Genomic DNA, 20915 nt, shown 5'->3' with positions numbered 1-20915 from the left:
CGTTTCCGGTGGGGTGGGAGAGGCAGCCCTGTGCCACATCGCCTGGACCAGTTGGGCGCGGATCGACCGGATGACATCTTCGAACGCCGAAGGTGGCGATGCGAGAGGAGGCAACGTAATGTCGCGCCTTCCTGTGGTGGCCGCGCTTCTTGCGGCTGACTGGAAGAGGATAACAAGGTGACACCGCGAGGTGCGATCCTGCAGATTGCGAAGATGGTCGGTCAGGACATGGCCCGGGGCACGCTAAGCCGCGGAGCCTTGGATGCCGGCCCGATGCTAGCCCAAGCCGGAGCCACGCCAGGCCTCGTTGCCTGCTTGATTTCCGAGGCCAGCAGGAAACGGCCGGCGGATCGAGTTGTCGAAGCTTGCTGTTTCCTGCTCGAAGCCGCGCTCACTGATTTACGCATCGCTGGCAATGGCGGGGACACCGCGGCACGCGAAGGTCTTGCGGAGGCTTGCCGAGCGGTGGAGACGGCGGTCACGGCCAGTAGTCTTGCCCCGAGCGTGCTTATGCAGATCGCGCGGGCCTTTGCGCAGGCGGGGCTCGACCCTGGGCCCGCGCTGAAGAAGGCAACGATTACGGGCATCGAGGCGGGTCTCTCCCCTGACCCGACACCGCCGGCGCACGGCGAACTGGCGGGACATTTCGCGCCGCTTGCCGAGGCGCTTGGTCAGGATCCCTTCGCCGTCCACGCAGAACTGGCCGCCACTGGTGCGGCATTTCCGTCCGAGCATCGCGCGGCCATGGCTGCGGAACTCGCTACCGCAACGATCCCTGCTGTGCGCGACGCTGCGCTTGGCTTCCTGCTGGATGCGGATCCCGCCCCAGGCGTCGCGGTGCTGGAGGCGCTGGTCGCGCAGGCGCGCCGAAACCCCGTGCCGAGCCGCCTGGTCGAACGACTCATCAGCCTTCGCCCGTGGTTGCCGACGGCGCGCCAACCCAAACTTGACGCCGCAATCCGCGTCCTGCGCGCCAACACGGCTGCACCTGTGCCGGCGCCACGCATCGAAGTCACCAGACTGCTCGCATCCTTGTGCGACGGGGCGGGGGCGCAAAGCCTGTTTGCCTTGCTCAAGACCGGACGTCGCTTCGCCCTAGCCTCCGTGCTCATCAAGACGGATGTGGGCGTGGCAGATGCTTTGGTTCGCGAGGACATGCCGAAGCGTGAGGCCGACGGTATCATCGCCGAGATCACCGGCGCGACCGAGGCGGTCACGGTGCCGATCAGCTTCGTCCAGGCTCGGCTTGCCGACGCACTGGCGATCAATCTCTCGCAGCGAACCCCGCCGCCGTTTGGCCTGCTGCAGGTGACCGAAGCGCTTGGGCTGGGCCTGCTGCAGCCGGCCGCGATCTCGCCGATAGCTCTGGCAGCCCAGCTGCTCGCTGGCCTGCCACCCGACCAGACCGGACCCAATGCGACGAGCGCTGCACATGCGGACGGCGCAGATTGGCCCGAGTTGTTCGAGACCGTGGGCTCCTGGTTTGAAGCCGGAGAGGCGGTTGAGGCCCTGCTTCGGCCAATCCCATCTCGCCGCAAGCGGATCGAGGCGGTGCTGACGCGGCATTTGCCGGGCCGCCGCCTCTTCTGGGCCGAGCGCTGTGCCTGGATGGCGGCGACGCTACAGGGTAGCGCTGCCGACGACGGCGATGAATGGCTCAACTTCGCCCTGGTCGCCCGCGACCTCGCCAGCGGAGAGCCTTTGCCCGACGCCGCATTGTTCGACGTCATCGCCGAGGCGACGGTCGACGCCTTCGCTGCGAGCACACCCAGGCGGCGGCCAACGGGGCGGAGGGGTCGCTGAAGCTGGAGGACCGGCGGTCCTGGCGCAGGACGTTGGCGACCCATGCCGCATCGGCGACAGCAGCAGCGTGACCGACGTTGCGCAGTTGTTGACCATGCGGGTGCCGCTGGCGGTCCGGAGGCCGCGGGGCGGGCAGAAACTGGTGTTGACCCCGGCCAGCACCACGAGCAGGAGCCCCTCTGCTGTGGTGCTGGCCGGCGGCGTGGCTCGGGTGTTGCTGGAGTGACACTACCCACCCAACCGGCGGAACAGCCTGGTCCGGATTACCTTGGCGGAGGCCTGACGGCGGGTGGCGCCAATTGTCGCAGGCGCTGCCGCCGGACTACGCTGCTCATGCACGCCAAGAGCCAGAACAGGGCATAGAACACGCCATGCCGAAGCACCTCTCCAGTCTCACCCTGGCCCTGCTCGTCGCGCTCACTTGCACCGCCGCGGCCCAGTCGGCCACCGAGCGGCCGCTGGTCATCGCGCATCGCGGCGCCAGCCAATATCTGCCCGAGCACACGATGGAGGCCTATCATCTCGCCATCCGCCAGGGCGCCGATTTCATTGAGCTCGATCTGCTGCTGACCGCAGATGGCATCGCGGTGGCGCGGCATGACCGCGCGCTTGGCGCGACCACGAACATCGCATCCCACCCCTCCGTGCCGAGCGACATCGACCAGATCACTTTCGCACAGCTGCGTGGCCTGCAGGCCATCTCGCGCGGGGGCGCGGCCTATGCGCCGCCCGAAGCCGGCCCGGCGGGCTTGGTGGTGCCAAGCTTCGCCGAGGTGCTGGACGTATTGCACGCGCTCCACGCATCGACGGGGCGCATCGTGGGCGTGTATCCGGAGGTGAAGACCATCGGCCAGGGGCTCAACAGCTACAACCGCGCCTTGGCGGATGCGATGCTGTCCGAGCTCGCTCATCCCCGCCATGGCGGGCTGTTCGACGGCCGCCGCGGCAATGTCATTCTGCAATCCTTCGATGCTGAGGTGATGGCCTATCTCTCGCGCCAATCATCGCTGCCGGTGGTGCAGCTTTCCTCGCAATGCCCGGCCGAGGCCGATATCCCGGCGATCGCCGCGCGCGCGGATGGCGTCGGCACGCAGGCCGCCCGGGCCGATGCGGATTGCCTGCAACGGCTGCGCGCGGCGGGGCTGTTCGTGCATGTCTATACCTTGTCCAATGCCAATCCAGACATGCACGCGAAGATGTTCCGCTACGGCGTGCATGGGGTGTTCACGAATGCCCCCGACACGGCCATCGCCCAGCGCGAGCAGGCGCTGCCAGGCGCCGCGCCGCGCGAGTGGGTCGCCCCGGTCCGGCGCCGCCGCGACTGATACTGCGGCGCGGCAGCCCCGCCGAGGCCGCTGCACAGCGCCAGCGCGATGAACGGGTCCCTCACCCCGCAAAACTCGAACGGAGTTGCGCCGCGCAGATGCTGACCGTCCGGGTGCCGCTGGCAGTCCGGAAGCAGCGGGGCGGGCGGAAGCTGGTGCGGACGCCGGGTGGCACCACCAACCGGGGCTCCTCGGCTGCGGGCGGGTACTAGGCGCAGACTCGCTCGGTAGCGAGTATGCAACTGAACCGTGCAGAGCGCACGATAGACAGATTCAGCAGCACTCGGACAGATCCGGCAAGAAGGCGGCCTGCCGGAGCTTCTTCGCGTCTCCCCGGCGCATTGGCACGTGCGACGCTGCGTCCTCATCGGAGAACGCAGCCCATGCGATCAATCGGCCTGAATCCAGAACAGCCTTTAGCCGAGAACCTGCCCGTTGCTGGCCGGACAGCCGCGGCGGCCCGCCGGACGACGGTCGAGGTCGCGCGCGCGCGTTGCCGCTCGGCAGCCCAGCACGGCGATTGGCTGGCTGTGGAAGCCGCGGGCCGCGCCCATGGCGCCGCGGTCATCCGCGCTCTTCTTGCCAGGTTCGCGCACGCCTTCCGGATCCTGCTGCGTCTCACCTCCCGAAGGCTCCATTGGCGGCGCGCCAACTCCGCTAGCGTGACGGACCTTAATTCATGAAACCGCAGCGCAGGGCAGGGCCGCGCCGAGACGATCGGTTGCAAGGCCTCGCCCGCCTGCTTCTCGGCGCAGTGCTGGCCATCGCACTTCTCGCGCCAGGCCGAAGCGCGGCCGCCGACCTCGACGCCTTAGGTCTCCTCTGGTTACCCCAAGGCACGGCGCCGTCCACGCCGATCGCGATCGTCATCGCTCTTCATGCCTCGACTGGCATCGATTCGCGTGGCTGGCCCTACGGCGACCAGGTCACGGCCGCCGGCATTGCCGTCCTGCACGTCGAGTTGCTGGAAAACTCCGCCGATGGTCTCGCGGTGGCCGCGGCAGTTGACAACGTCGCTGTAGCAGGCGCGCGGCTGACGATGGTCATCGATCGCGTGGCGGCCGATCCGCGCTTCGCGAAAGCGCTGGTGGGCCTTCTCGCCTTCGGCGAGAGCGGGCAGGCGGCCCTGCTTGCTGCGGCCGACCCGGCCCATGGCGACCGCATTGGTGCGCTGGCCCTGCTCTACCCCGGCTGCGTGACGTTGGCTGCCACGGCGGCGACCGCGACCACGCGGCCGCGATCGCCGGTTCTCCTGCTGCATGGTGACGCGGATCCGTCCAACCAGCCCGCCGAATGCAGCGCCCTTGTGGGTCTACTTGCCCGCTCCGCGCCGGTGCGCCGTCGGCAATATGCCGGGGCAGGCTATGCATGGGACCTCCCACCACACGGACCGTATGAAACGGTCAGACTGCCCTGGCCTGGCAGGCACGGCTCGCTGCTTGCTGCCAGCCACTGGCCGCAGGCCACGGAAGTGGCGGCGACGGAGGTTGCCGCCTTCTTCGCAGAAAGCTTCGCGGCGCATCGCCAGTGACACTGCATTTGCCTGCGACGGACCGCTCAGTCCGCCTGCGCCGAGCCCGCCGGCCCACGGAACCGGCGGCCGCGCGCGCCCAGCCGCTTGTCGCGCCGGCCGTGAAGGGCACGCTGTTCCGCGGTTGGCTCGTCGTGGGCGGCGCCTTCCTGGTGCTGCTGGTCGGCTATGGCGCGATCTACTCCTACGCCGCCTTCGCGGAGGAGATCGGCGCCACCTTTGGCGCCGAGCGCGCTTCCGTCGCCGTCGTCTACGCACTGAGCGGCGGATCCTGCTTTTTCGTCAGCGCGCTGACCGGGCCACTCGCCGACCGTGTCGGGGCGCGCGTGCTTGCAGCGGCGGGGATGCTGATGGTCGGCATCGGACTGATGGTCGCGGCCGCAGCCACCAGCCTGATCGAGGTCTATATCGGCTACGGCCTGCTGATCGGGATCGGCACCGGGTTCGCCTATGTTCCCGCCGTCGCCACCGTGCAGCGCTGGTTCGAGACGCATCGTGGCCTCGCATCGGGCATCGCGGTCAGCGGGGTCGGCATCGGCACGGCCCTGGTGGCGCCGGTAGCGAATACGCTGGCGCTGATTGGCGATTGGCGCGCCGCCTTTCTGATCTGCGGCCTTGCGGCGATCATGTTCGGACTGACCGGGGCCATGCTCCTGTTCCCGGCGCCGGAGCGCTTCGGCCTGACTGCGGACGGAGAGCCGAATCGGCCGCGGCGGAACGAACCGACGCAGCGGGGCCTGACGGCCTTGCGCAGCCGCGCCTTCGGCTTCGCGTACCTGGGCACCCTGCTGGTCTCCTCCGCCGTCACGCTTCCATACGTGATGCTGGTGGAGACGGCCCGCGGACTCGGCATCGGGCATCATGACGCTTTGACGTTGCTGAGCCTGGTCGGGCTCGGTTCCATCGCCGGGCGCTTCGTGCTCGCGGCGCTGGCTGACGTGGTCGGGCGACGTGTCACCTTCGTCGGCTGCTGCGCCGGACTCGCAGTGGCCATGCTGGTCTGGGCGGGGGGCGGCGAGCTTGCGACGCTCCAGGCCTTCGCCCTGCTCTTCGGCGCGCTGCATGGCGGTTTCATCGCGCTGCTGCCAGCCTTCATCGCCGATAGCTTTGGCGCGCGCTCAGTCGGCGGGGTGCTCGGCGTCCTCTACACCAGCCGCGGCATTGCGCTGCTCGTTGCACCGCCGGCCCTGACCTTCGGCATTGCAGCGACCGGGGGGCACATGATCCCAGTTGTCGGTGTCGCGCTGGCAGGCGCGGCGGGTAGTGTGCTGCTCGCCGGGGTCGGACGCGCCTCGCAGGTTCGAAACATGTCAGCCGTGCCAGGAAAAGGCCAATGATGCCGTCCCGTCTTGCCGCGGCGGCCCTCGCCGCCAGCCTGCTCATGCCTCCCGCTCTCGCCGGCGAGCACACGGGCTACCACTACCTCGAGGTCCGGTCGGGCGCCTTGCAGCCGTGCCGCACCGGCATACTGCTCAGCCTGCCAGCATCCTGGCAGGTGGGCGACGGCGCTGTGGTGCTGGTGACGGCGGAACAGACACATGACCTCGCGCGCGACGTCCTGGTCGCGACACTGCTGTTCGAGGAGCACGCGGCAGTGGTTGAACTGGCGCCGATGCGCTGCGACGCCGCGCTCGGCGCGCAGCACGGTGTCGCCGCCGCGGCGATCGACGCGTTGAACGCCCTGACGCGCACGATGGGCAGGGGGATGGTGGTGGCTATCGGCTATGGGCCAGGCGGCGGGCAGATCTTGGACGTGGTACGCCCGCCGGCCGCAGCCCTGCTCGGCGCGGATGGGCCTCGCTACGCCGCCGCTGTCGCGCTCGGCGACGGGGCGCCAGCCTTCGCGCTTGGGGCGCCGTCTCCGGTGCAAGAGGCGGCACCGCAACGCCTGGCTATCTTGTGCCACGCCCTAGCCGTTGTGGTGGGCAGCATGGCTGCGACAGCGGAACGCGCGGCGCCGGCCGCCGCATCCGAGGCCTGCATGGCCGCCATGGCTGGCGCGCTTACGCCTGCCGCGACGTCAGTCCCCACCGCGACCCGCTACTGACACATCGCGCCGAACAGGCGCGTCTGGCGGTCCGCCGGACATTCCAGAAATAGGGCGCCGTGCCCGGCAACACACCCTCGAGCGTGCGACGGAAAGCGATGTGGGTGAAGAAGCGCCCGAGCGGGATCGTTGCCACGGCGTCATCGGACTCCTTCTGTTGCGCGCGGCGCGTCTCGGGCCTGCGGCGCGCGTTGGTTGACCCATGGCTCACACCGGGTGGACCGTGCGCAGCAGCCCCACGGCCATGGCGGTGAGCACGGTGGCGGACATCAGGCAGGCCAGGCGGAAGCGGCGCTGCATCAGCCGCCTTGCGGCAGGGCGCGCGAACAGCACGGCGATGGCGGCGTTGCCGAGCAGTGCCAGCAGCGGCACCATCGCCAGGACCATGGGCAGCGCGTTTCCGCCCCCCACGGGCCCGAGGAACTGCGCGGTAAAGAAGGCCGCCGTCGCGGGATTGCTGGCCGCCACGAAGAAACCGGTGGCGAAGACGAGTGCGCAGTCGCGCGCGGAGGGCGCCGGCGCCTCCACGCCATGGTGGATCGCCGGCTTCGGCGCGAAGGCGACCCGCAACGCCAGCAGCAGCAGCGCGCCGATCTGACGCCCGACCCGTTCCCAGGCGGCATCGTGGCCCAGCAGGTCGAAGGCCAGCGTCAGCGCCACAGCCAGCGTGCCAGCTCCGGCCGCGATGCCGGCGCAGAGCGGCAGCACGCCCAGAAAGCCGCGCAGCGATGCGACGGAGCCGATGGCGAACATGTTCGGCCCCGGTGCCCCGATCAGCGCGAGGTAGCCCAGTGCGAAGCCGGCCAGCGCCGCGGCCGGCCCCAGCGCGATCTCCGCCGCCGTCACCGCTGCATACCGCCCGGCCCGGCGCGTGACGTCGGAAGCATCATCGGCGATGCGCTGCGACGCGCGCGGCGAAGAAGGCTGCAACCTGCGCCCCGGCAAGTTCCGCCACCTCGGGCCGGTGGGTCACGGCGACCAATGCGCCCGGACGGCCGGGCCAGGGCAGCTTCACCGTCTCATGCGGCCCGTGGGGTGCGAGATCCCACGCATAGCCTACGCCGGCATACTGGCGGCGCTGCACCGGGGCGGAGCGGGCGAGCCGATCCGCAAGGCCGATGCAGTCGGCAAGCACGTTGGCCGGGTCGGCATCGCCATGCAGCAGCAGCACCGGCGATCTGGGCGGCGTGTGTTCGGCCATCGCGGTGGCGAGGCTGGCGCAGCCCGGATAGAGAAGCGCGACCCCGGTGATGCGGTCGCCATGTGCGGGATCGGCGGCTGCAAGCAGCGCGACCTGCCCGGCGCTGCCCAGCGCGAGAAGGCCGACTGGCACGCTCGCGAAGAGCGGGTCCCCCGCGAGAATGCCCATCACCATGGCCATGCGGGTGCCTACGGCGGTAGCGTCGTCTGCTGCCACGGCCGCCCGGGACCCGTCTGCGGAACTGTCCAGCAGTTCGATATGCAGCACCGCGATGCCGGCGGCCGTGAGTTGGTCGGCGTAGTGCCAGCCGCGCGGGTCAATGCCCGTCGAATCGTGCAGCGCGACGACCATGGCCGTCGGCATGGACGGCGCCGGACCCTCCGGCATCCAGAGGAGTCCCACGGTGCCCAGATCGGCTGCCAGGCTGCGATGCTGCGCGGGAAGCGCGATCGCAAGCATCGCGGCCATCGCGACGGCGTTGAGTGCCCAGGCAATCGCGCGCCGCCGGGCCCCGCCACCCTTCGCCGGCTCGCGCCGGGCTCAGATGGGTCGAGGTCCCCCGCGCTCACCGGCGTTGCGTGCCGCCCGCAGCGACGGCGCCAGGCAAGCCGCAGCATCGGCCCCAACGCCCGCGCGACGTCGGCGAAGAGAGCGAGGTTGAGCGCGGCGGCACAGGCGCGGCTCGCAGCTTCCGCAGCCAACGGATCGCCATGCAGCGCCGCCGCGCGCGGGCGCGACCGCGCGACCTCGGCCAGTTCCGCGTGGCGCCGCGGGGTTCGGTCGCGAACGGCGGGGCAGCTTCGCGCTCCGGCGCGACAGTGGGTCCTGGAAGAATGTTCGCATTTAGGGAGGGGCTCCAGCCTCCTCCCACCCTTCCACGCCTCGGCGTAGGGTCGAGGCCTGAAGGAGCCGGGGCGCGTAATTAGTTGCCAGCTCTTTCCAAACGCTGCCTAATTTGTCTATCGTGCCCTCGCGGCCGGAGTTCGCGCACCAGCGCGCCTCGGCTCAGGGTGGGGTGTTGGCATGCGAATTCCTGCGCTTCCGACCGACAGTACAGCGCGGACGATGTTCAAGGTCGTCTCCGCAAGCGACACCGCGGAGATCGATGCACGTTCGCGCGTGAGCGACCGCCTTCCGGGATCAAGCCGCGAGTACTGTAACCGTCTGCAGGATCGCGCGCTATGGCGTATGCGCTTCGGCAGCCGGGTTTTCGGCGTCGCGATCCGCAGCGCAGGGGCCATGCGAGCAAGCCACGGCGAGAGCCGCTTCGCGACCGAGGTTTCGGTGAGCAGCGACGAGAGCGATGTCTTCGGCTTTTCGATGCCTCTGCAGGGCCATTTGACGCTGGTTCAGCGCGGCAACCGGACGACCGCGGCCTCGTCCGGCGGCCTCGCCCACCGTCTCGGGCCCGATACGCGTCTGGCCAGCACAGACCGCTGCGCGATCGGCCGTCTGCCACCAAATCTTTCGCATGGCTCCCGATGACGGGAGTGGAACCGATGTTCTTAGGCGCACGCCTCCTCGCTTCTCCCGCGGCCGCGAAGTTCAAGACCACAAGCAGCGTCGATCCGACGGAGTTCACTGCCAGGTCGCGCATCAGCACCCGGCTTCCGGGGGTGAGCTGCAACTACGCCTATCAGCTGCGGGACCGCGCGCTGTGGCGCATGCGCTTCAACGAGGCGATCTTCGCCATGGCAGATCGCTGTGCTGGCACGATCGACGCGTGCTTCGCTGCAAATCGCTTCAGTACAGAGGTCACGCTCAGCGGCGGCGAAAGCAACAACTTTGTCGTCGTAATACCCTGCATGGGCGCCCTGACGCTACTGCAGGACGGCGCTGCGACGACCGTCAGCGAAGGCCGTGGTCTAGTCATGCGTCCGAGCCCGCGCGCCCGGGTGGTGTTCAGTGACGCCGGAGCCCGTGCCAATCTCTGTTTCAAAGTGGCAGAGGTTGAAGCGGCGCTGCAACATTCACTCGACCGCGACTTGCGCCGGCCGCTAGAGTTCGCCCCTGGGCTGGACTGGACCTGCGGCTTGGCCGTGAGCTTCAAGCGCCAGTTGGATGCCGTGTTTGGCGAGTTCCAGAGCCTTGACGGAGTGGCCGACAATCCCGTCGCGCTCGCCGCCATGACCGACCTCCTGGTGACCCTGCTGCTGCGCGCCGTGCCGCACAACTACACCGACCAGTTGGACATCGGGGCACCATGCGCGGTGCCGGCCTATGTGCGGCGCGCTGAGGAGTTCATGCGCGCTAACAGCACCAATCCGATCCGTATCGCTGATGTCGCCGTTGCGGCAAGGTGCAGCGTGCGCAACCTGCACGGCGTGTTCCGGCGTTTCCGCGGCACGACGCCGCTCGCCGCGCTGCACGCGATCCGGCTGGACGCGGTAAGCGAGGAGTTGCGGACCGGTAGCAGCGGCACGTCCGCGGCGGCCGTCGCGCACCGCCACGGCTTTACCAACCTAGCACGCTTCGCCACCGCGTATCGCCGCCGCTTCGGCGAGGCACCATCGGAGACTGCCCACGGCAATGAGGGCTCTGTAAGCGCTCGCGCCAAGATAGCAGCAGGCAGAGCGCGTGGTGGGTGATCCACCTTGGTTTCTGTGGCGTTCGGGGCATTGAGCATGCCATGCCGGCCATCCTGCTGACCGGCAACGCCGGTGATGGGACGCCACTCGCTCTCGAAGGGGCATTGACGCGGGACGTCTCGCTGCTGCGCCGCGTGCGAACGCAGGTACTCTCGGAGCTACCGCACACACGGCAGCCCTAATCACGTTAGGATGGCGGCCGCGCGGTCGTTTTCGGCCTTATCGGCGCTCATCCGGCTGAGGTCCCCAGTCCGCAAGCTACCTGCACCGGCCTAGACCTTCCGCGCTCCCCAGAATATCGGGAAAGACGCCGGCACGATGTCCTGCACGCTGGTGCGATGGGCCGTCGGGTTGAAGTGCTGGCCCGTCGGGATGTAGGGCACCTCCTCGAGTGCGATCCGTTGCATCTGACGTGCAATGGACTTGCGGGCGTTGAGGTCCGGCGCGTCCAGCCACTCGCTCCGTAGCGCTTCGAGGCGCGGCGAGACAGGCCAGCCGAACCAGCCCGCAGGCCCGTTCCCACGCAGCGGGACGTGGGTGGAAGGATCGGCAACGGTCAGGCCTTCAAAGGTCGTGCAGAAGGCGCTCCAGCCGCCGCGGTCCACCGGCTCCTTGCTCGTGCGCCGCTGCACCAGCGTGCCCCAATCCATCGCGGCAAATTCGGTGTTCAGGCCGAGGCGCCTGAACAGGGCGTTCGCGACCTGGGCGAGCGCCATAGTCGCGGGATAATCCGTCGGCGCCATCAGTACTACGCGCTCGTTGTTGTAGCCGCTCTCAGCGACCATCTGGCGCGCTCGGGCCAGATCGCGCGGGCCGGTTAGCACCTCCATCGCCTCGTCATTCGCCATGGGCATCCCGGGGGTGAAGGTGCCGACGGGCACGCGGAAGAGCTCGGGCTCGCTGCCCAGCGCCGCGGTGACGAAATCTTCTTGGCTCAGGGCGGGCAGGAGGGCCTGGCGTAGCTTTTGGTTGTTGAAGGGCGGCTGCGTATGGTTCAGCGCGATCATGCCGGTCACACCGATCCGGTCGTTGACGGCAACGCGGATCCTACGGTTGCGGCGCATCAACGGCAGCAGGTCGACCTGGGGCTGCTGCACCCAATCCACCTCGTTGTTGCCGAGGGCAGAGACGGCCGTTGCGGAGTCCGGTATGATCCGCCACTCCACGCGGTCGAAATTCGCCACCTTGCCGCCGGCAATGAGGCTCGGCGCCTCGGGGCGGGGCTGGTAGTTCTCGTTCCGAAGATAGATGGCCTGGGCCCCGGAGATCCACTGATCCCGCACAAACCGGTAGGGGCCGGAGCCGACGTATTCATTGATCTGCGTGAAGGCGTTGGTCCTCGCCATCCGCTCCGGCATCATGAAGCAGGAGTCGCTGAAGGCTTCGAGCATCAGACCGAAGGGCTGCTTGAGGCGGATGACGAAGCTCCTGTCGTCGGGCGCGCTCATCTCCTCCGTGCGCTCGAGCAGCGTCTGGCCCATGGGGCGCCGGCGGCCCCAGCGCTGAATACTGGCGATGCAGTCGGCGCCGCGCACCGGCACGCCGTCATGGAAGACCTGTCCCTCGCGCAGCCGGAAGCGCCAGGTCAGGCGGTCCTCCGAGACCTCATGCGCTTCGACCATCTGCGGCCTGGGCGTGAAGCTCTCATCCAGTGCGAAGAGCATGTCCCAGATCATCAGCCCGTGGTTCCGGGCGACGGTCGTCGTCGTCCAGACCGGGTCGGGGTTGTTGAGATTGCCCTCGGGCACGAAGCGCAGCACGCGGGTCGGGTTCTGCGCGAGGGTGGGGCGAGCCAGGGCCAACAGGGCGGCGTTGGCGGCAATCAGGGTCCGGCGGTGCATGCTTCGTCTCCTGGCTCAGGCCTGCTTCAGTAGATGTCGCGCGAGGAAGGCCATGACTGCGCGATAGGCCGTCCGCCGGTTGTCGCGCTTGAGGAAACCATGGCCCTCACCGGGGAAGGTCAGATACTCCACGGGATATCCCGCCGCCACAGGGACGCGACGATCTGCTCGCTCTCATGCGGCGGCACGCGGGGGTCCGTCAGCCCCCGCGCCACGAGGAGCGGGCAGGCAATGGCATCGGCCTTGTGCAGGGGGGAGAGGGTCTCAAGCAGTTCCGCGTCCCGCACGGGATCGCCGTATTCGGCGGCGCGGTGCGCGATGCGCCAAGCAGTGCGCCCCCGTCCCTGGCGGACCGTGCTGGGCGGATTTCGTTGAAAAAGGCCGTTGAGGCGGGAGGCGCGAAGCTGCCGATCTCGGGCGCTAGCCAGCGATATCTGCTTGCGCCTCAACACCGCATATCAGCCGCGAGCACGAGAGTCGCCTTTGGTTCGACTTTTCCGCCGCTTTCTCCACGTCCTCTCTGCGGCCGAGGACGTGCGAGAGTTGGTCATCGAGGTCACTCGGATGCCGAGCGGAGATGCGAACCGCTCGGTTGGTCGGCTGCGGCAAACCACTGTTCTGCTTGGGTGTTGTCGGGCGTACTAAATCGGGCGGGTCAATAGGTTCGGAGAGAACGGGCACCTGGAGAGCGATTTCTGCGCTTCGCCGCCGTAGGCCAGTCAACAGGTCACCTCGGAACACCCCAGGAACCGTGCCAGTCAGCGCGGCGGTCGGTCCATCGGAGAGCGCGACGCCCAGGGAAACTGGCGGACCGAGAGCGATTCGAACCGACGGTACGCCACTGGTCCGGGTCCCGTTTGCGTTCTGACGTAGCCTTTCATCCGGCGCCGTTCGCCCGCAGCCGCCAAGCGATGTGGGGAAGGATGTGGGGAGACCCAATAACAATGTCAAAAAATGGCGGATTTGTTGCTTGTCTGGCGGACGGGGTGGGATTCGAACCCACGAGACGCTTTCACGTCTACACACTTTCCAGGCGTGCGCCATCGACCACTCGGCCACCCGTCCTGCGCAAGGCGGGCTATCTACCAGACGTCCCGCGCGCCGCAACCCCGCCACCGGTCCCTTTGCCGATTTTGCGCCCCGGCGTTGCCAGCGTCCGCCGAGGCGACCATACGCATCGCACCACCGGCCTCGGGAGAATCACGCCATGGACAAGGAAGAACTGACCGCCTGGGCGCTCGCCAATGGCTGGCAGATGCTGGCCGGCCACCCGAGCCTGACCAAGCCGCGCGCGCCCAAGGAAGCGATCGTCCGCCTGATCCTCAAGACCACGGTCGTGCATGTCGAGGTGAAGAAGCCGGCCGGAAAGTGGGAAAAGATGACCGGCGCGGCCTATGGCAGCATCAAGCCGGACCCCGACACGGGCCTGCCCATCGGCCTTGGCCTCGACAGCATCACCGGCTTCACCATGCTGATGCAGGACAACAAGGACCGCCAGGTTTTCGCCCGGATGACCGGCGGCGCCCCCTGAAACGCGGCACCGGCCTCGACCTGCGCCGCCCGCCGGTGCATAGGGGCCGCTTGCATGAGACTGGAGTTCCCCACGGATGAAGCCATCCGATATCGCCCGCGTGCAGGCCTATCTGCGCCGCCTGCTGGCCACGGACCGCATCACCCTGCTGGCCCCCGCCCGCCCCGGACTTTCGGTTGAGGTCATGGTGCAGGATGAGGTGATCGGCACGGTGCATCGCGATGATGAGGAGGGCGAAGTCTCCTACGCCGTGATGCTGACGGTGCTGGAGGAAGACCTGCCGCCCGCCTCCGCCCCCGCCGCGCCCCCGCGCGGCCGGCGCTGAAGCCGGCGCCTCACCATCGGCCGCGTTCCGGCTTGGCACCCGGCGGCAGGCTCTGCTGAAGCATAATCTCCGGCATCGGCGCTGACGGCATGGCCGGTGGCACGATCCCGGCGCCGCAGGCCGGGCGCAAGATCCCGCAATCCCAGGCGTGGCGGTCCGGCCGCCCGGTCATCGTGCCACCGCGGGTGAAGCGGCAGACGCAGAGCCGCCCGGCGAGGCAGGCCACCGCCCCTTCGCGGGCCGAGGTACAGGCCGGCGGGTCCTCCGCCCGGGCCGGCGTCGCGCCCAGAAGCAGGATCAGCAGGGTCAGGATCAGCCGCATGGCGCACTCTGCGCCGCCGCTGGTGAACCGAGCATTGACGGCGTCAGGCGCCGCGCAGCGCCTCCAGCACCACATCCTCGGTCAGGATCTGCGGCAGCAGGCGGGGCGCGGCGGCGCCGGGCGCCCAATACAGGTACATCGGCACCCCATCCCGCCCCTGATCCCGCAGCAGGGCGGAAATGGCCGGGTCACCGCGGGTCCAATCGGCCTTGAGGTAGGCAACATCCTGCGCCGCGAAGGCATCCCGCACCCCGGCCGCCCGCAGCGCCACCCGCTCATTCACTTGGCAGGTGATGCACCAGGCGGCGGTGGCATTGACGAAGACGGGGCGGCCGGCGGCGCGAAGCTCCGCCACGCGGGCGGCGGACCAGGGCTCGGCCTGGGCATCGGCGGCGGCGGCCACGGCGGGTGCGGCGGATAGCCGCGGCAGCAGCGCCAGCGCCACCAGCACGGCCACGCCGGCTGCCGCGGTGCCGGTGATCCGCAGGCGCCCCTCGGCGCGCTGCGCCTGGCCCAGCCCCCAAAGCCCGGCCGCCAGCACCACGGCGCCGGCCAGGCCGAACAGCACCCCATCCGGCCCCGCTTGCAGGGACAGCACCCAGATCAGCCAGGCGGCCGTGGCATACATCGGGAAGGCGAGCGCCTGGCGCAGCCTTTCCATCCAGGCACCCGGCCGCGGCAGCGCCCGCGCCAGCCCCGGCAGCACGCCGAGCAGCGCATAGGGTGCCGCCAGCCCCAGCCCGAGCGCCAGGAACACCGCCATGGTCGCCGCCGGCGGCATCACCAACGCGGCGCCGAGCGCCGCAGCCATGAAAGGCGCGGTGCAGGGGGTGGCCAGCAGCACCGCCAGCCCGCCGGTGGCAAAGGCACCCAGCGGCCCGCCCCGCCCAGCCAGTGCCTGCCCGGCACCCACCGTGCGGCCAAGCGCGAACACCCCCGAAAGGTTCAGCCCCACCGCCAGCACCAGCCAGGCCATGGCGGCGACGAAGGCGGGCTCGGTGAACTGGAAACCCCAGCCGGCGGCCACGCCCGCCGCGCGCAGCGCCACCAGCAGCCCGCCGATCGCGGCGAAGCTGACCAGCACCCCGGCGGTATAGGCCGCCGCATGCAGGCGGATCTCGCCCCGCGCCGCGCCGCCCATGCGGGCCAGGGCCATGGCTTTCATCGCCAGCACCGGGAAGACGCAGGGCATCAGGTTCAGCACCAGTCCGCCGGCCAGCGCCAGCAGCAGCGCGTACCACAGCGGCAGGGTCCCGGCCGGCTCCACCGGGCCGGTGATGGGCGCGGCGATGTCGAAGGCGGCGCGCTGGCCGCCGCCATCGCGCAGCACCAGCGTGCCGGTCAGCGCCGCGGGCGCGGCGTCGGGCAGCAGGGTCAGGTCGATCGTCAGGCTGCCGTCGCGCAGCCGCATCGGCTGGGCCGCGGTGTTGTCCAGCACGCCCGGCTCGGCCGGGAAGAAGAAGGCGTCTTGTACCGCCGCGGCGGTCAGGCCGGTGCCGGCGAGGGTCAGGCTCGCCCGCCCTGCCCCGCCACCGGCGCGCACGGCCCAGGGCAGTGGGCGCGGCAGGCTGGCCTCCGCGGCCTCGAACAGAGGCTCGGCCAGGGGGGACGGCACCGCCGCATCCGCCACCGGCAGGGTCAGGGTGAAGCTGCCTTCCTCCGGGATGCAGACATCGGCGCAGACCAGCCAGGTGGCCTCCGCGCGCAGCGTCAGGATCTCGCCCGGCGCCAAGCTGGCCGGCAGGCTCACCCGCAGCGGCAGCAGCACCTCACCGGTATAGCCGTAATTCACCAGCGGTCCGTAGGGGATGCGCTCCGGCGCCGGCCAGGTGATCGGCCCGGCGCTGGCGCCCTCCGGCAAGTCGAGGTCCAGCTCCGGCGCGGCGCCGGCATCGCCCGCGTTCTTCCAGTAGCTGTGCCAGCCCGGCGCCAGCCGCAGCCGCAACCCGGCCTGGAAATCCTGGCCCGGCGCCACCGCCGCCATATCCGCGACCAGGGTCGCCGTGGCGCGAGGCGATTGGACGGCGGCGCTCTCCATCGCCGAAGCGGGGGCGAGCGCCGGAAGGGCGAGGCTCAAGCCGAGCAGGAGGGCGGTGCGGCGCAGCATGCTGTCTACATAGCATGCCGCGGGGAATTTGCGCGGTCGGACTCAGGCGGCGGGCGGCCCGGGCGGCAGTCGCGCGGCCAGGTCCCGGATCGCCTGCGCCACCTCCTCCGGCGCCTGCCAGGGAATCTCATGCTCGCTGGCGGCGGTGATGCGCAGCGTCGCACCCGGCAGCCGGGCCGCCAGCCTGCGCTGTGCCAGCAGCGCCAACTCATGCGCCACAGCCGGCGTCAGGTCACGCGGCACGACAACGGCACCCTGGGTGGAGGCCAGCACGATGCAGGGCTGCAAGGGCGGCGGCGCCGCCTCGACGGTCTCGGTATCAGCCACCAGGCAGGCGAGTTCCGCACGCGTCGCCTCCAGCCCCCAGGGCGATTGCGAAAGCCGGGCCCAGGCGGCTTGCATGGTGGCGGGTGTGACCTGGGCCGGTCGCGGCGGCAGGCCCTGGCGCCAGCGCCGCAGCCGCCACAGGCCGAGCCGTGCCGCCGGCAGCTTCCACCACAAGGACCGCGCGAAGCTGGATTGTGTGATGGCGCCGGCGAGGTCGGCCGGGATCGTCTCCACCAGCACCAGCCCCGCGACTTCTTCCGGATGCCGCGCCGCGTGCAGCCGGGCGATGTGGCCGGAACAGGAATGCGCCACCAGCAGCCAGGGCGGCGCCAGGTGCAGCGCGGCCAGCAAGGCGCGCTGGTCCGCCAGGCTGGCCTCCACGTCACGCGGGCCAACGGCCCGGTCGCTCCACAAATGGCCGGCCCTGTCGAAGGACAGGGACAGCCACTCCGGCCCGAGCGCCGCGACCACGGCGGGCCAGGCCAGGCTGCCATTGGTCAGCCCGCCATCGAATACCAGCACCGGCTGCTCGACCCTCAGGCGGCGGCCCTGCAGCACCGCGTGGAGCCGCACTTCGCCGATGTCGACGAGGACCCCTGGCGGCGCGATCCGCCGGCGTTCGCGCGCCGCCTGCCATGCCTCCCACCCCATGCCGGCAAGCGACAGCACCGCAACCCCGGCCAGGGCCAACCAGAGTATCGTCATGCGGCGTAGCCAAAGGCTTTCATCGGCGCGCGGGGCGGGCGGTCGCGGCTTCGGCGCCGAGGTCACGGACGCCGCCCCGGGCCGGGGGCGCCACGCGCCTCGGCGGGCTGCTGCTCCGATGGGCCATCGCGCGGTCTCCGGGGTGGGTAAGGCGCTTAACCTGCGACGCATGTGAAGATGACGCAATGGGACAAAAGGATCGGTTGCGGCCGTCGATGCCAACGGTGCCGGAGGAGAAAGAGACGCGATTCATTGCGGCGTAGCCGGGTCGGTGGGAGGAAAAGGCCTGCCGGGTCGATGTCGCTAAAGGTCATGTCGTGCATGCTGGCGGGACCGGTGCTCCTCGGCATCTGGCGCCTGATGGGCGCAGCCGGGCGGTGCCGTGACCGGCCTGGCCCCAGCCGGGGCAGAAATCGCACACCGGCCAGGCTGCCCCCCGCTTGCCGGGGGGCGGGGGCTTCGCTATAGCCGACGCCTCACCGCGACCCGCCGGAGTGTAGCTCAGCCTGGTAGAGCACTGTGTTCGGGACGCAGGGGCCGGAGGTTCGAATCCTCTCACTCCGACCAATCGGAAGCGGTGGGCAGCACCCCGCCAGGACAATGTCCTGGCGGGGTTCTTTGTGTCCGGCCTGCCCGCCCTGCTGCGAGGCACTTGGCGGCCGGCGCGTGGCGACAGCCTGATTTGCGCTCCGCGCGAGGGGCGTTCGTCGGCTTCACCGCCCGTTCGCCGGACTTCACCGGCAAATCCGGCCTCGGCAGCCATCTCGATGGACCGGCGCCACGGTGTGCGGCGGCTCAGCCGACCACTCTGACGGGATTCCGCAGCGACTCCGCGATCCCATCCCGGGCGCCGCGGCATCTGGGCCGCGCCAGGCGGAGGCCGGCCTTCGCGCCCGCACGAACGGCCGCATCAATCCTGCAAATACCCCCCATGTTGGACTGGCCAAGCGGACGCGGAGATCGCATGTCTCCACAGGCATCCGGCACGGCCCCTGGCCTGTCCACATCAGGGTTGAACACCCCATGGGTTCGTGGCTCGAGGAACTGGACCACCGGCGCATGTCCGGCGCCACGCGCAAGGGCGCCGGCGCGCGGAGGTCCGCCATTTGATTTCCTGGTTCCATCAGCAGCGGCTGGATGCGGTGCATGCTGCCGTCATGGAAAGCGGTGCCACGACCGTGCTCGATCTCGGCTGTGGCGAGGGCCATCTGCTGACCCGCCTGGCGGAGGAGCCACGGATCCAGCGGATCGTCGGCATCGATCTGTCGCGCCCCGCGCTGGACCGCCTGCGCGGCCGGCTGGACGCCGCCCCGTGCAGGACCGGCGCCCAGATCGACCTGATCCATGGCTCGCTGGTCGAGGTGGGGCTGTCATTCCGGAATTTCGACGCAGCCCTGCTGGTCGAGACCGTCGAACATGTGCGGCCCGAGCATCTCTCGGCGATCGAGCGATCCGTCTTCGGGACGATGCGCCCGCGACTGGTCGTGATCACGACGCCGAATGCGGAATTCAATGCGCTGCTCGGCGTGCCGCGCCACCGATTCCGCCATCCGGACCATCATTTCGAATGGGACCGGGCGATGTTCGGGCGCTGGGTTGCCGGCGTTGCCGCACGCAACGGCTACGACGTGGTGCGGCACGATATCGCGGGGCGGCACACGGTGCTGGGTGGCGCGAGCCAGATGGCGGTGTTCACCCTCCGCCACGCCAGCGACCACCTGCCTGCCGGGCGGCAGGAGGTGGCCGGGTAGAACGAATTTGGCGTCGCACGGGCCGTGCCCGTGGCGTGATGCGCGGGCGGCGTGGTGTGCCGCCCGCGCCAGGCTCGTCAGCGATGCAGGCGCACGCCCTCGCCCCAGCCCTGCTGGCGACCGTAATTGGCGACCTGGCCGGCCTCATAGCGGGGCAGAGCCTCAAGCTGCGCACGGGTCAGATCCATCCGCACCCGCTCGCCTTCCGCACCGAAGCGCAGCTGCTCGATCGGCACGACGGCCTCTCGCGTGCCGATCCCGAGGAACCCGCCCCACTCGATCACGGCGGCCCGCACCTGGCCGTTGCCGTCGATCAGCAGGTTCTCGACCTCACCGGAGTCGCGGCCATTGGCGCCGACGACATTGGTGCCGACCAGGCTGGAGACGCGCGCCAGCGGCATGCCCATCGCGGCCTGCGTCGCGCCACCGGACTGTGCCGGCGCCGGCACGGCGGAGGCCCCCGTCGCGGTGCTGCGATCACTCGCCCCACGAGCCGGCGACGTCGCGGCCGGCTGCTGCTGGGCCTGGGTCTGGCCCTGCTGGGCGGCCGCCTGGCGCTCGACGCGGACCACCGGCTCACCGGTGCGCTCGAAGGTGATTTGCGGCTGACCCGGGGCCTGCTCCACGCGGACCCGCGGCTGCGCCTGCTGCACCTGCACGCGTGCCTCGCCCTGGGTCGCCTGCACCTGCGGCTGCGTCTCGGACACGCGGACCTGCGGCTGCGCCTGCTGGACGCCGACCCGCGGCTCCGGCATCCGCACCGTGATCTGCGGCGCCGGCTGGCGGACGATGATCTCGGGCTGCGGCACCATCACGGTAATCTCCGGCGTCCCCTGCTCCACGCTCACCTGCGGCGGCGCCTGGGTTACCTGCAGGGTCGAGGAAGCCTGCACCTGCGAACCTGCGGTGGTACCGGCCTGGGTGCCACCAGCCTGGGTGCCACCAGCCTGGGCAGTCTGGGCGCCCGGCATGGCCGCCAGCACGCGCTCCACGGCGGTCCGCGCCTGCGGCGCCTGGACGGCATCGCCCTGCAGGGTCTCGCGGGCTTCGGTCACGCGCTGGTCGAGGGTGCGGCTGCCCTGGCTGGCGCGCTGGTCGGCCGGCCGCTGCTCAAGCGCCTGGCCCAGCTGGTCGATCGCCTGGCGCGCCTGCTGCACGGCCTGCGGCTGCGCGCGGCCGGTCGCATTGCCGAGCTGCTGATGCGCCTGGCGCAGCCGCTGCTCCACCTGCTGCACGGAGCCCGGCTGGCCCGCCTGCTGGGCACCCTGCTGCTGGGCGGCGCCCGCCTGCGGCGCCTGCTGCGCCTGCGCAGCGGAACCGGCGACGAGCGCAAAGGTCGCGGCGGTGGCCAGCAGTGTCGCGCGGATCGGGCTGATGCGCCGGCTGTTCATGTTGATCATCATGGGCATGGTGTCCTTTTTCATGAGAAGTCCGGCTGGGCCGGTCCCGGGCTGCCGCCCCGCAGATGCGGTGGACAACCTGGCATTCTCGTCACCTGACCAGGACAGAAC

The 20915-nt window shown here is 70.1% G+C and carries 18 protein-coding genes, 2 tRNA genes and 1 pseudogene; 11 read left to right on the top strand and 10 right to left on the bottom strand.

Translation table 11 applies throughout. The features are described from left to right. Positions 1-177 precede the first annotated feature (177 nt). Positions 178-1803 (top strand): hypothetical protein, encoded by a 1626-nt coding sequence (locus ACFHNC_RS12300; protein WP_437169509.1) that lies wholly within the window; start codon positions 178-180, stop codon positions 1801-1803. Positions 1804-2174: 371 nt separating this feature from the next. Continuing rightward, positions 2175-3128 carry a glycerophosphodiester phosphodiesterase family protein gene (locus tag ACFHNC_RS12295; RefSeq protein ID WP_437169508.1) on the top strand — a complete coding sequence of 318 codons (954 nt, stop codon included), beginning with the start codon at positions 2175-2177 and terminating at the stop codon, positions 3126-3128. Positions 3129-3544: 416 nt separating this feature from the next. Here the strand turns inward: ACFHNC_RS12295 and ACFHNC_RS12290 are convergent, their stop codons facing one another. Next, positions 3545-3724, bottom strand: a complete 180-nt coding sequence (locus ACFHNC_RS12290) for a hypothetical protein (RefSeq protein ID WP_437169507.1) — start codon at positions 3722-3724, stop codon at positions 3545-3547. 83 nt (positions 3725-3807) lie between these two features. Between ACFHNC_RS12290 and ACFHNC_RS12285 the strand changes: the two genes are divergently transcribed. The 3 genes from ACFHNC_RS12285 (at position 3808) to ACFHNC_RS12275 (ending at position 6706) form a co-directional block, all read left to right on the top strand. After that, positions 3808-4659: a hypothetical protein gene (locus ACFHNC_RS12285; protein ID WP_437169506.1), complete on the top strand. Its 852-nt coding sequence runs from the start codon at positions 3808-3810 to the stop codon at positions 4657-4659. A 101-nt stretch (positions 4660-4760) separates the two neighbouring features. Beyond that, entirely contained in the window at positions 4761-5996 is a 1236-nt protein-coding gene (locus ACFHNC_RS12280) for an MFS transporter (protein ID WP_437169505.1), read from the top strand. Next, positions 5993-6706 (top strand): hypothetical protein, encoded by a 714-nt coding sequence (locus ACFHNC_RS12275; protein WP_437169504.1) that lies wholly within the window; start codon positions 5993-5995, stop codon positions 6704-6706. Before ACFHNC_RS12280 ends, ACFHNC_RS12275 begins: the two co-directional genes overlap by 4 nt. A gap of 207 nt (positions 6707-6913) precedes the next feature. Here ACFHNC_RS12275 and ACFHNC_RS12270 read toward each other — a convergent pair whose 3' ends face one another. Beyond that, on the bottom strand, positions 6914-7552 hold the full coding sequence (locus ACFHNC_RS12270) for a LysE family transporter (RefSeq protein ID WP_437169503.1): 639 nt from the start codon (positions 7550-7552) through the stop codon (positions 6914-6916). A 40-nt stretch (positions 7553-7592) separates the two neighbouring features. Then, positions 7593-8375, bottom strand: a complete 783-nt coding sequence (locus ACFHNC_RS12265; protein ID WP_437169502.1) for a dienelactone hydrolase family protein — start codon at positions 8373-8375, stop codon at positions 7593-7595. A 597-nt stretch (positions 8376-8972) separates the two neighbouring features. Between ACFHNC_RS12265 and ACFHNC_RS12260 the strand changes: the two genes are divergently transcribed. Together ACFHNC_RS12260 and ACFHNC_RS12255 are read left to right on the top strand one after the other, a co-directional pair. Continuing rightward, on the top strand, positions 8973-9392 hold the full coding sequence (locus ACFHNC_RS12260) for a hypothetical protein (protein WP_437169501.1): 420 nt from the start codon (positions 8973-8975) through the stop codon (positions 9390-9392). A gap of 14 nt (positions 9393-9406) precedes the next feature. Next, on the top strand, positions 9407-10495 hold the full coding sequence (locus tag ACFHNC_RS12255) for an AraC family transcriptional regulator (RefSeq protein WP_437169500.1): 1089 nt from the start codon (positions 9407-9409) through the stop codon (positions 10493-10495). A gap of 272 nt (positions 10496-10767) precedes the next feature. Here ACFHNC_RS12255 and ACFHNC_RS12250 read toward each other — a convergent pair whose 3' ends face one another. From ACFHNC_RS12250 to ACFHNC_RS12240, 3 genes and pseudogenes are all read right to left on the bottom strand, one after another. Beyond that, complete coding sequence (locus ACFHNC_RS12250; protein ID WP_437169499.1) at positions 10768-12336, bottom strand: ABC transporter substrate-binding protein; 1569 nt, start codon at positions 12334-12336, stop codon at positions 10768-10770. A 15-nt stretch (positions 12337-12351) separates the two neighbouring features. Next, a pseudogene (locus ACFHNC_RS12245) lies at positions 12352-12623 on the bottom strand (alpha/beta hydrolase family protein). Positions 12624-13311: 688 nt separating this feature from the next. Next, positions 13312-13401 (bottom strand) — tRNA-Ser (locus tag ACFHNC_RS12240). Between the two features lie 142 nt (positions 13402-13543). Between ACFHNC_RS12240 and ACFHNC_RS12235 the strand changes: the two genes are divergently transcribed. After that, a complete protein-coding gene (locus ACFHNC_RS12235; protein WP_437169498.1) occupies positions 13544-13867 on the top strand; it encodes a hypothetical protein in 324 nt (107 codons plus the stop codon). Positions 13868-13943: 76 nt separating this feature from the next. Beyond that, a complete protein-coding gene (locus ACFHNC_RS12230) occupies positions 13944-14192 on the top strand; it encodes a DUF3126 family protein (protein WP_437169497.1) in 249 nt (82 codons plus the stop codon). A 10-nt stretch (positions 14193-14202) separates the two neighbouring features. Here ACFHNC_RS12230 and ACFHNC_RS12225 read toward each other — a convergent pair whose 3' ends face one another. Genes ACFHNC_RS12225 through ACFHNC_RS12215 form a run of 3 tightly spaced genes read right to left on the bottom strand, consistent with a single transcriptional unit; the run spans position 14203 to position 17653 of the window. Further along, a complete protein-coding gene (locus ACFHNC_RS12225) occupies positions 14203-14514 on the bottom strand; it encodes a hypothetical protein (RefSeq protein WP_437169496.1) in 312 nt (103 codons plus the stop codon). A gap of 43 nt (positions 14515-14557) precedes the next feature. Further along, positions 14558-16621, bottom strand: coding sequence for a protein-disulfide reductase DsbD family protein (locus ACFHNC_RS12220; protein WP_437169495.1), 2064 nt, complete (start codon positions 16619-16621; stop codon positions 14558-14560). Between the two features lie 42 nt (positions 16622-16663). Beyond that, positions 16664-17653: an alpha/beta fold hydrolase gene (locus ACFHNC_RS12215; protein ID WP_437169494.1), complete on the bottom strand. Its 990-nt coding sequence runs from the start codon at positions 17651-17653 to the stop codon at positions 16664-16666. 490 nt (positions 17654-18143) lie between these two features. Between ACFHNC_RS12215 and ACFHNC_RS12210 the strand changes: the two genes are divergently transcribed. Both ACFHNC_RS12210 and ACFHNC_RS12205 read left to right on the top strand, forming a co-directional pair. Beyond that, positions 18144-18220: transfer RNA gene (locus tag ACFHNC_RS12210), tRNA-Pro, on the top strand. 539 nt (positions 18221-18759) lie between these two features. Further along, positions 18760-19404 carry a class I SAM-dependent methyltransferase gene (locus ACFHNC_RS12205; RefSeq protein WP_437169493.1) on the top strand — a complete coding sequence of 215 codons (645 nt, stop codon included), beginning with the start codon at positions 18760-18762 and terminating at the stop codon, positions 19402-19404. Between the two features lie 77 nt (positions 19405-19481). On the opposite strand, the gene ACFHNC_RS12200 is transcribed toward ACFHNC_RS12205, so the two are convergent. After that, positions 19482-20813, bottom strand: coding sequence for a PRC-barrel domain-containing protein (locus ACFHNC_RS12200; RefSeq protein WP_437169492.1), 1332 nt, complete (start codon positions 20811-20813; stop codon positions 19482-19484). Positions 20814-20915 lie beyond the last annotated feature (102 nt).

Origin of the sequence: Falsiroseomonas sp. E2-1-a4, assembly GCF_051433165.1 — a bacterium.
In the GTDB taxonomy this organism is placed as follows: domain Bacteria; phylum Pseudomonadota; class Alphaproteobacteria; order Acetobacterales; family Acetobacteraceae; genus Falsiroseomonas.
Note: the sequence above shows the minus strand (reverse complement) of the source record. Positions and strands in the feature narration are given on the sequence as shown.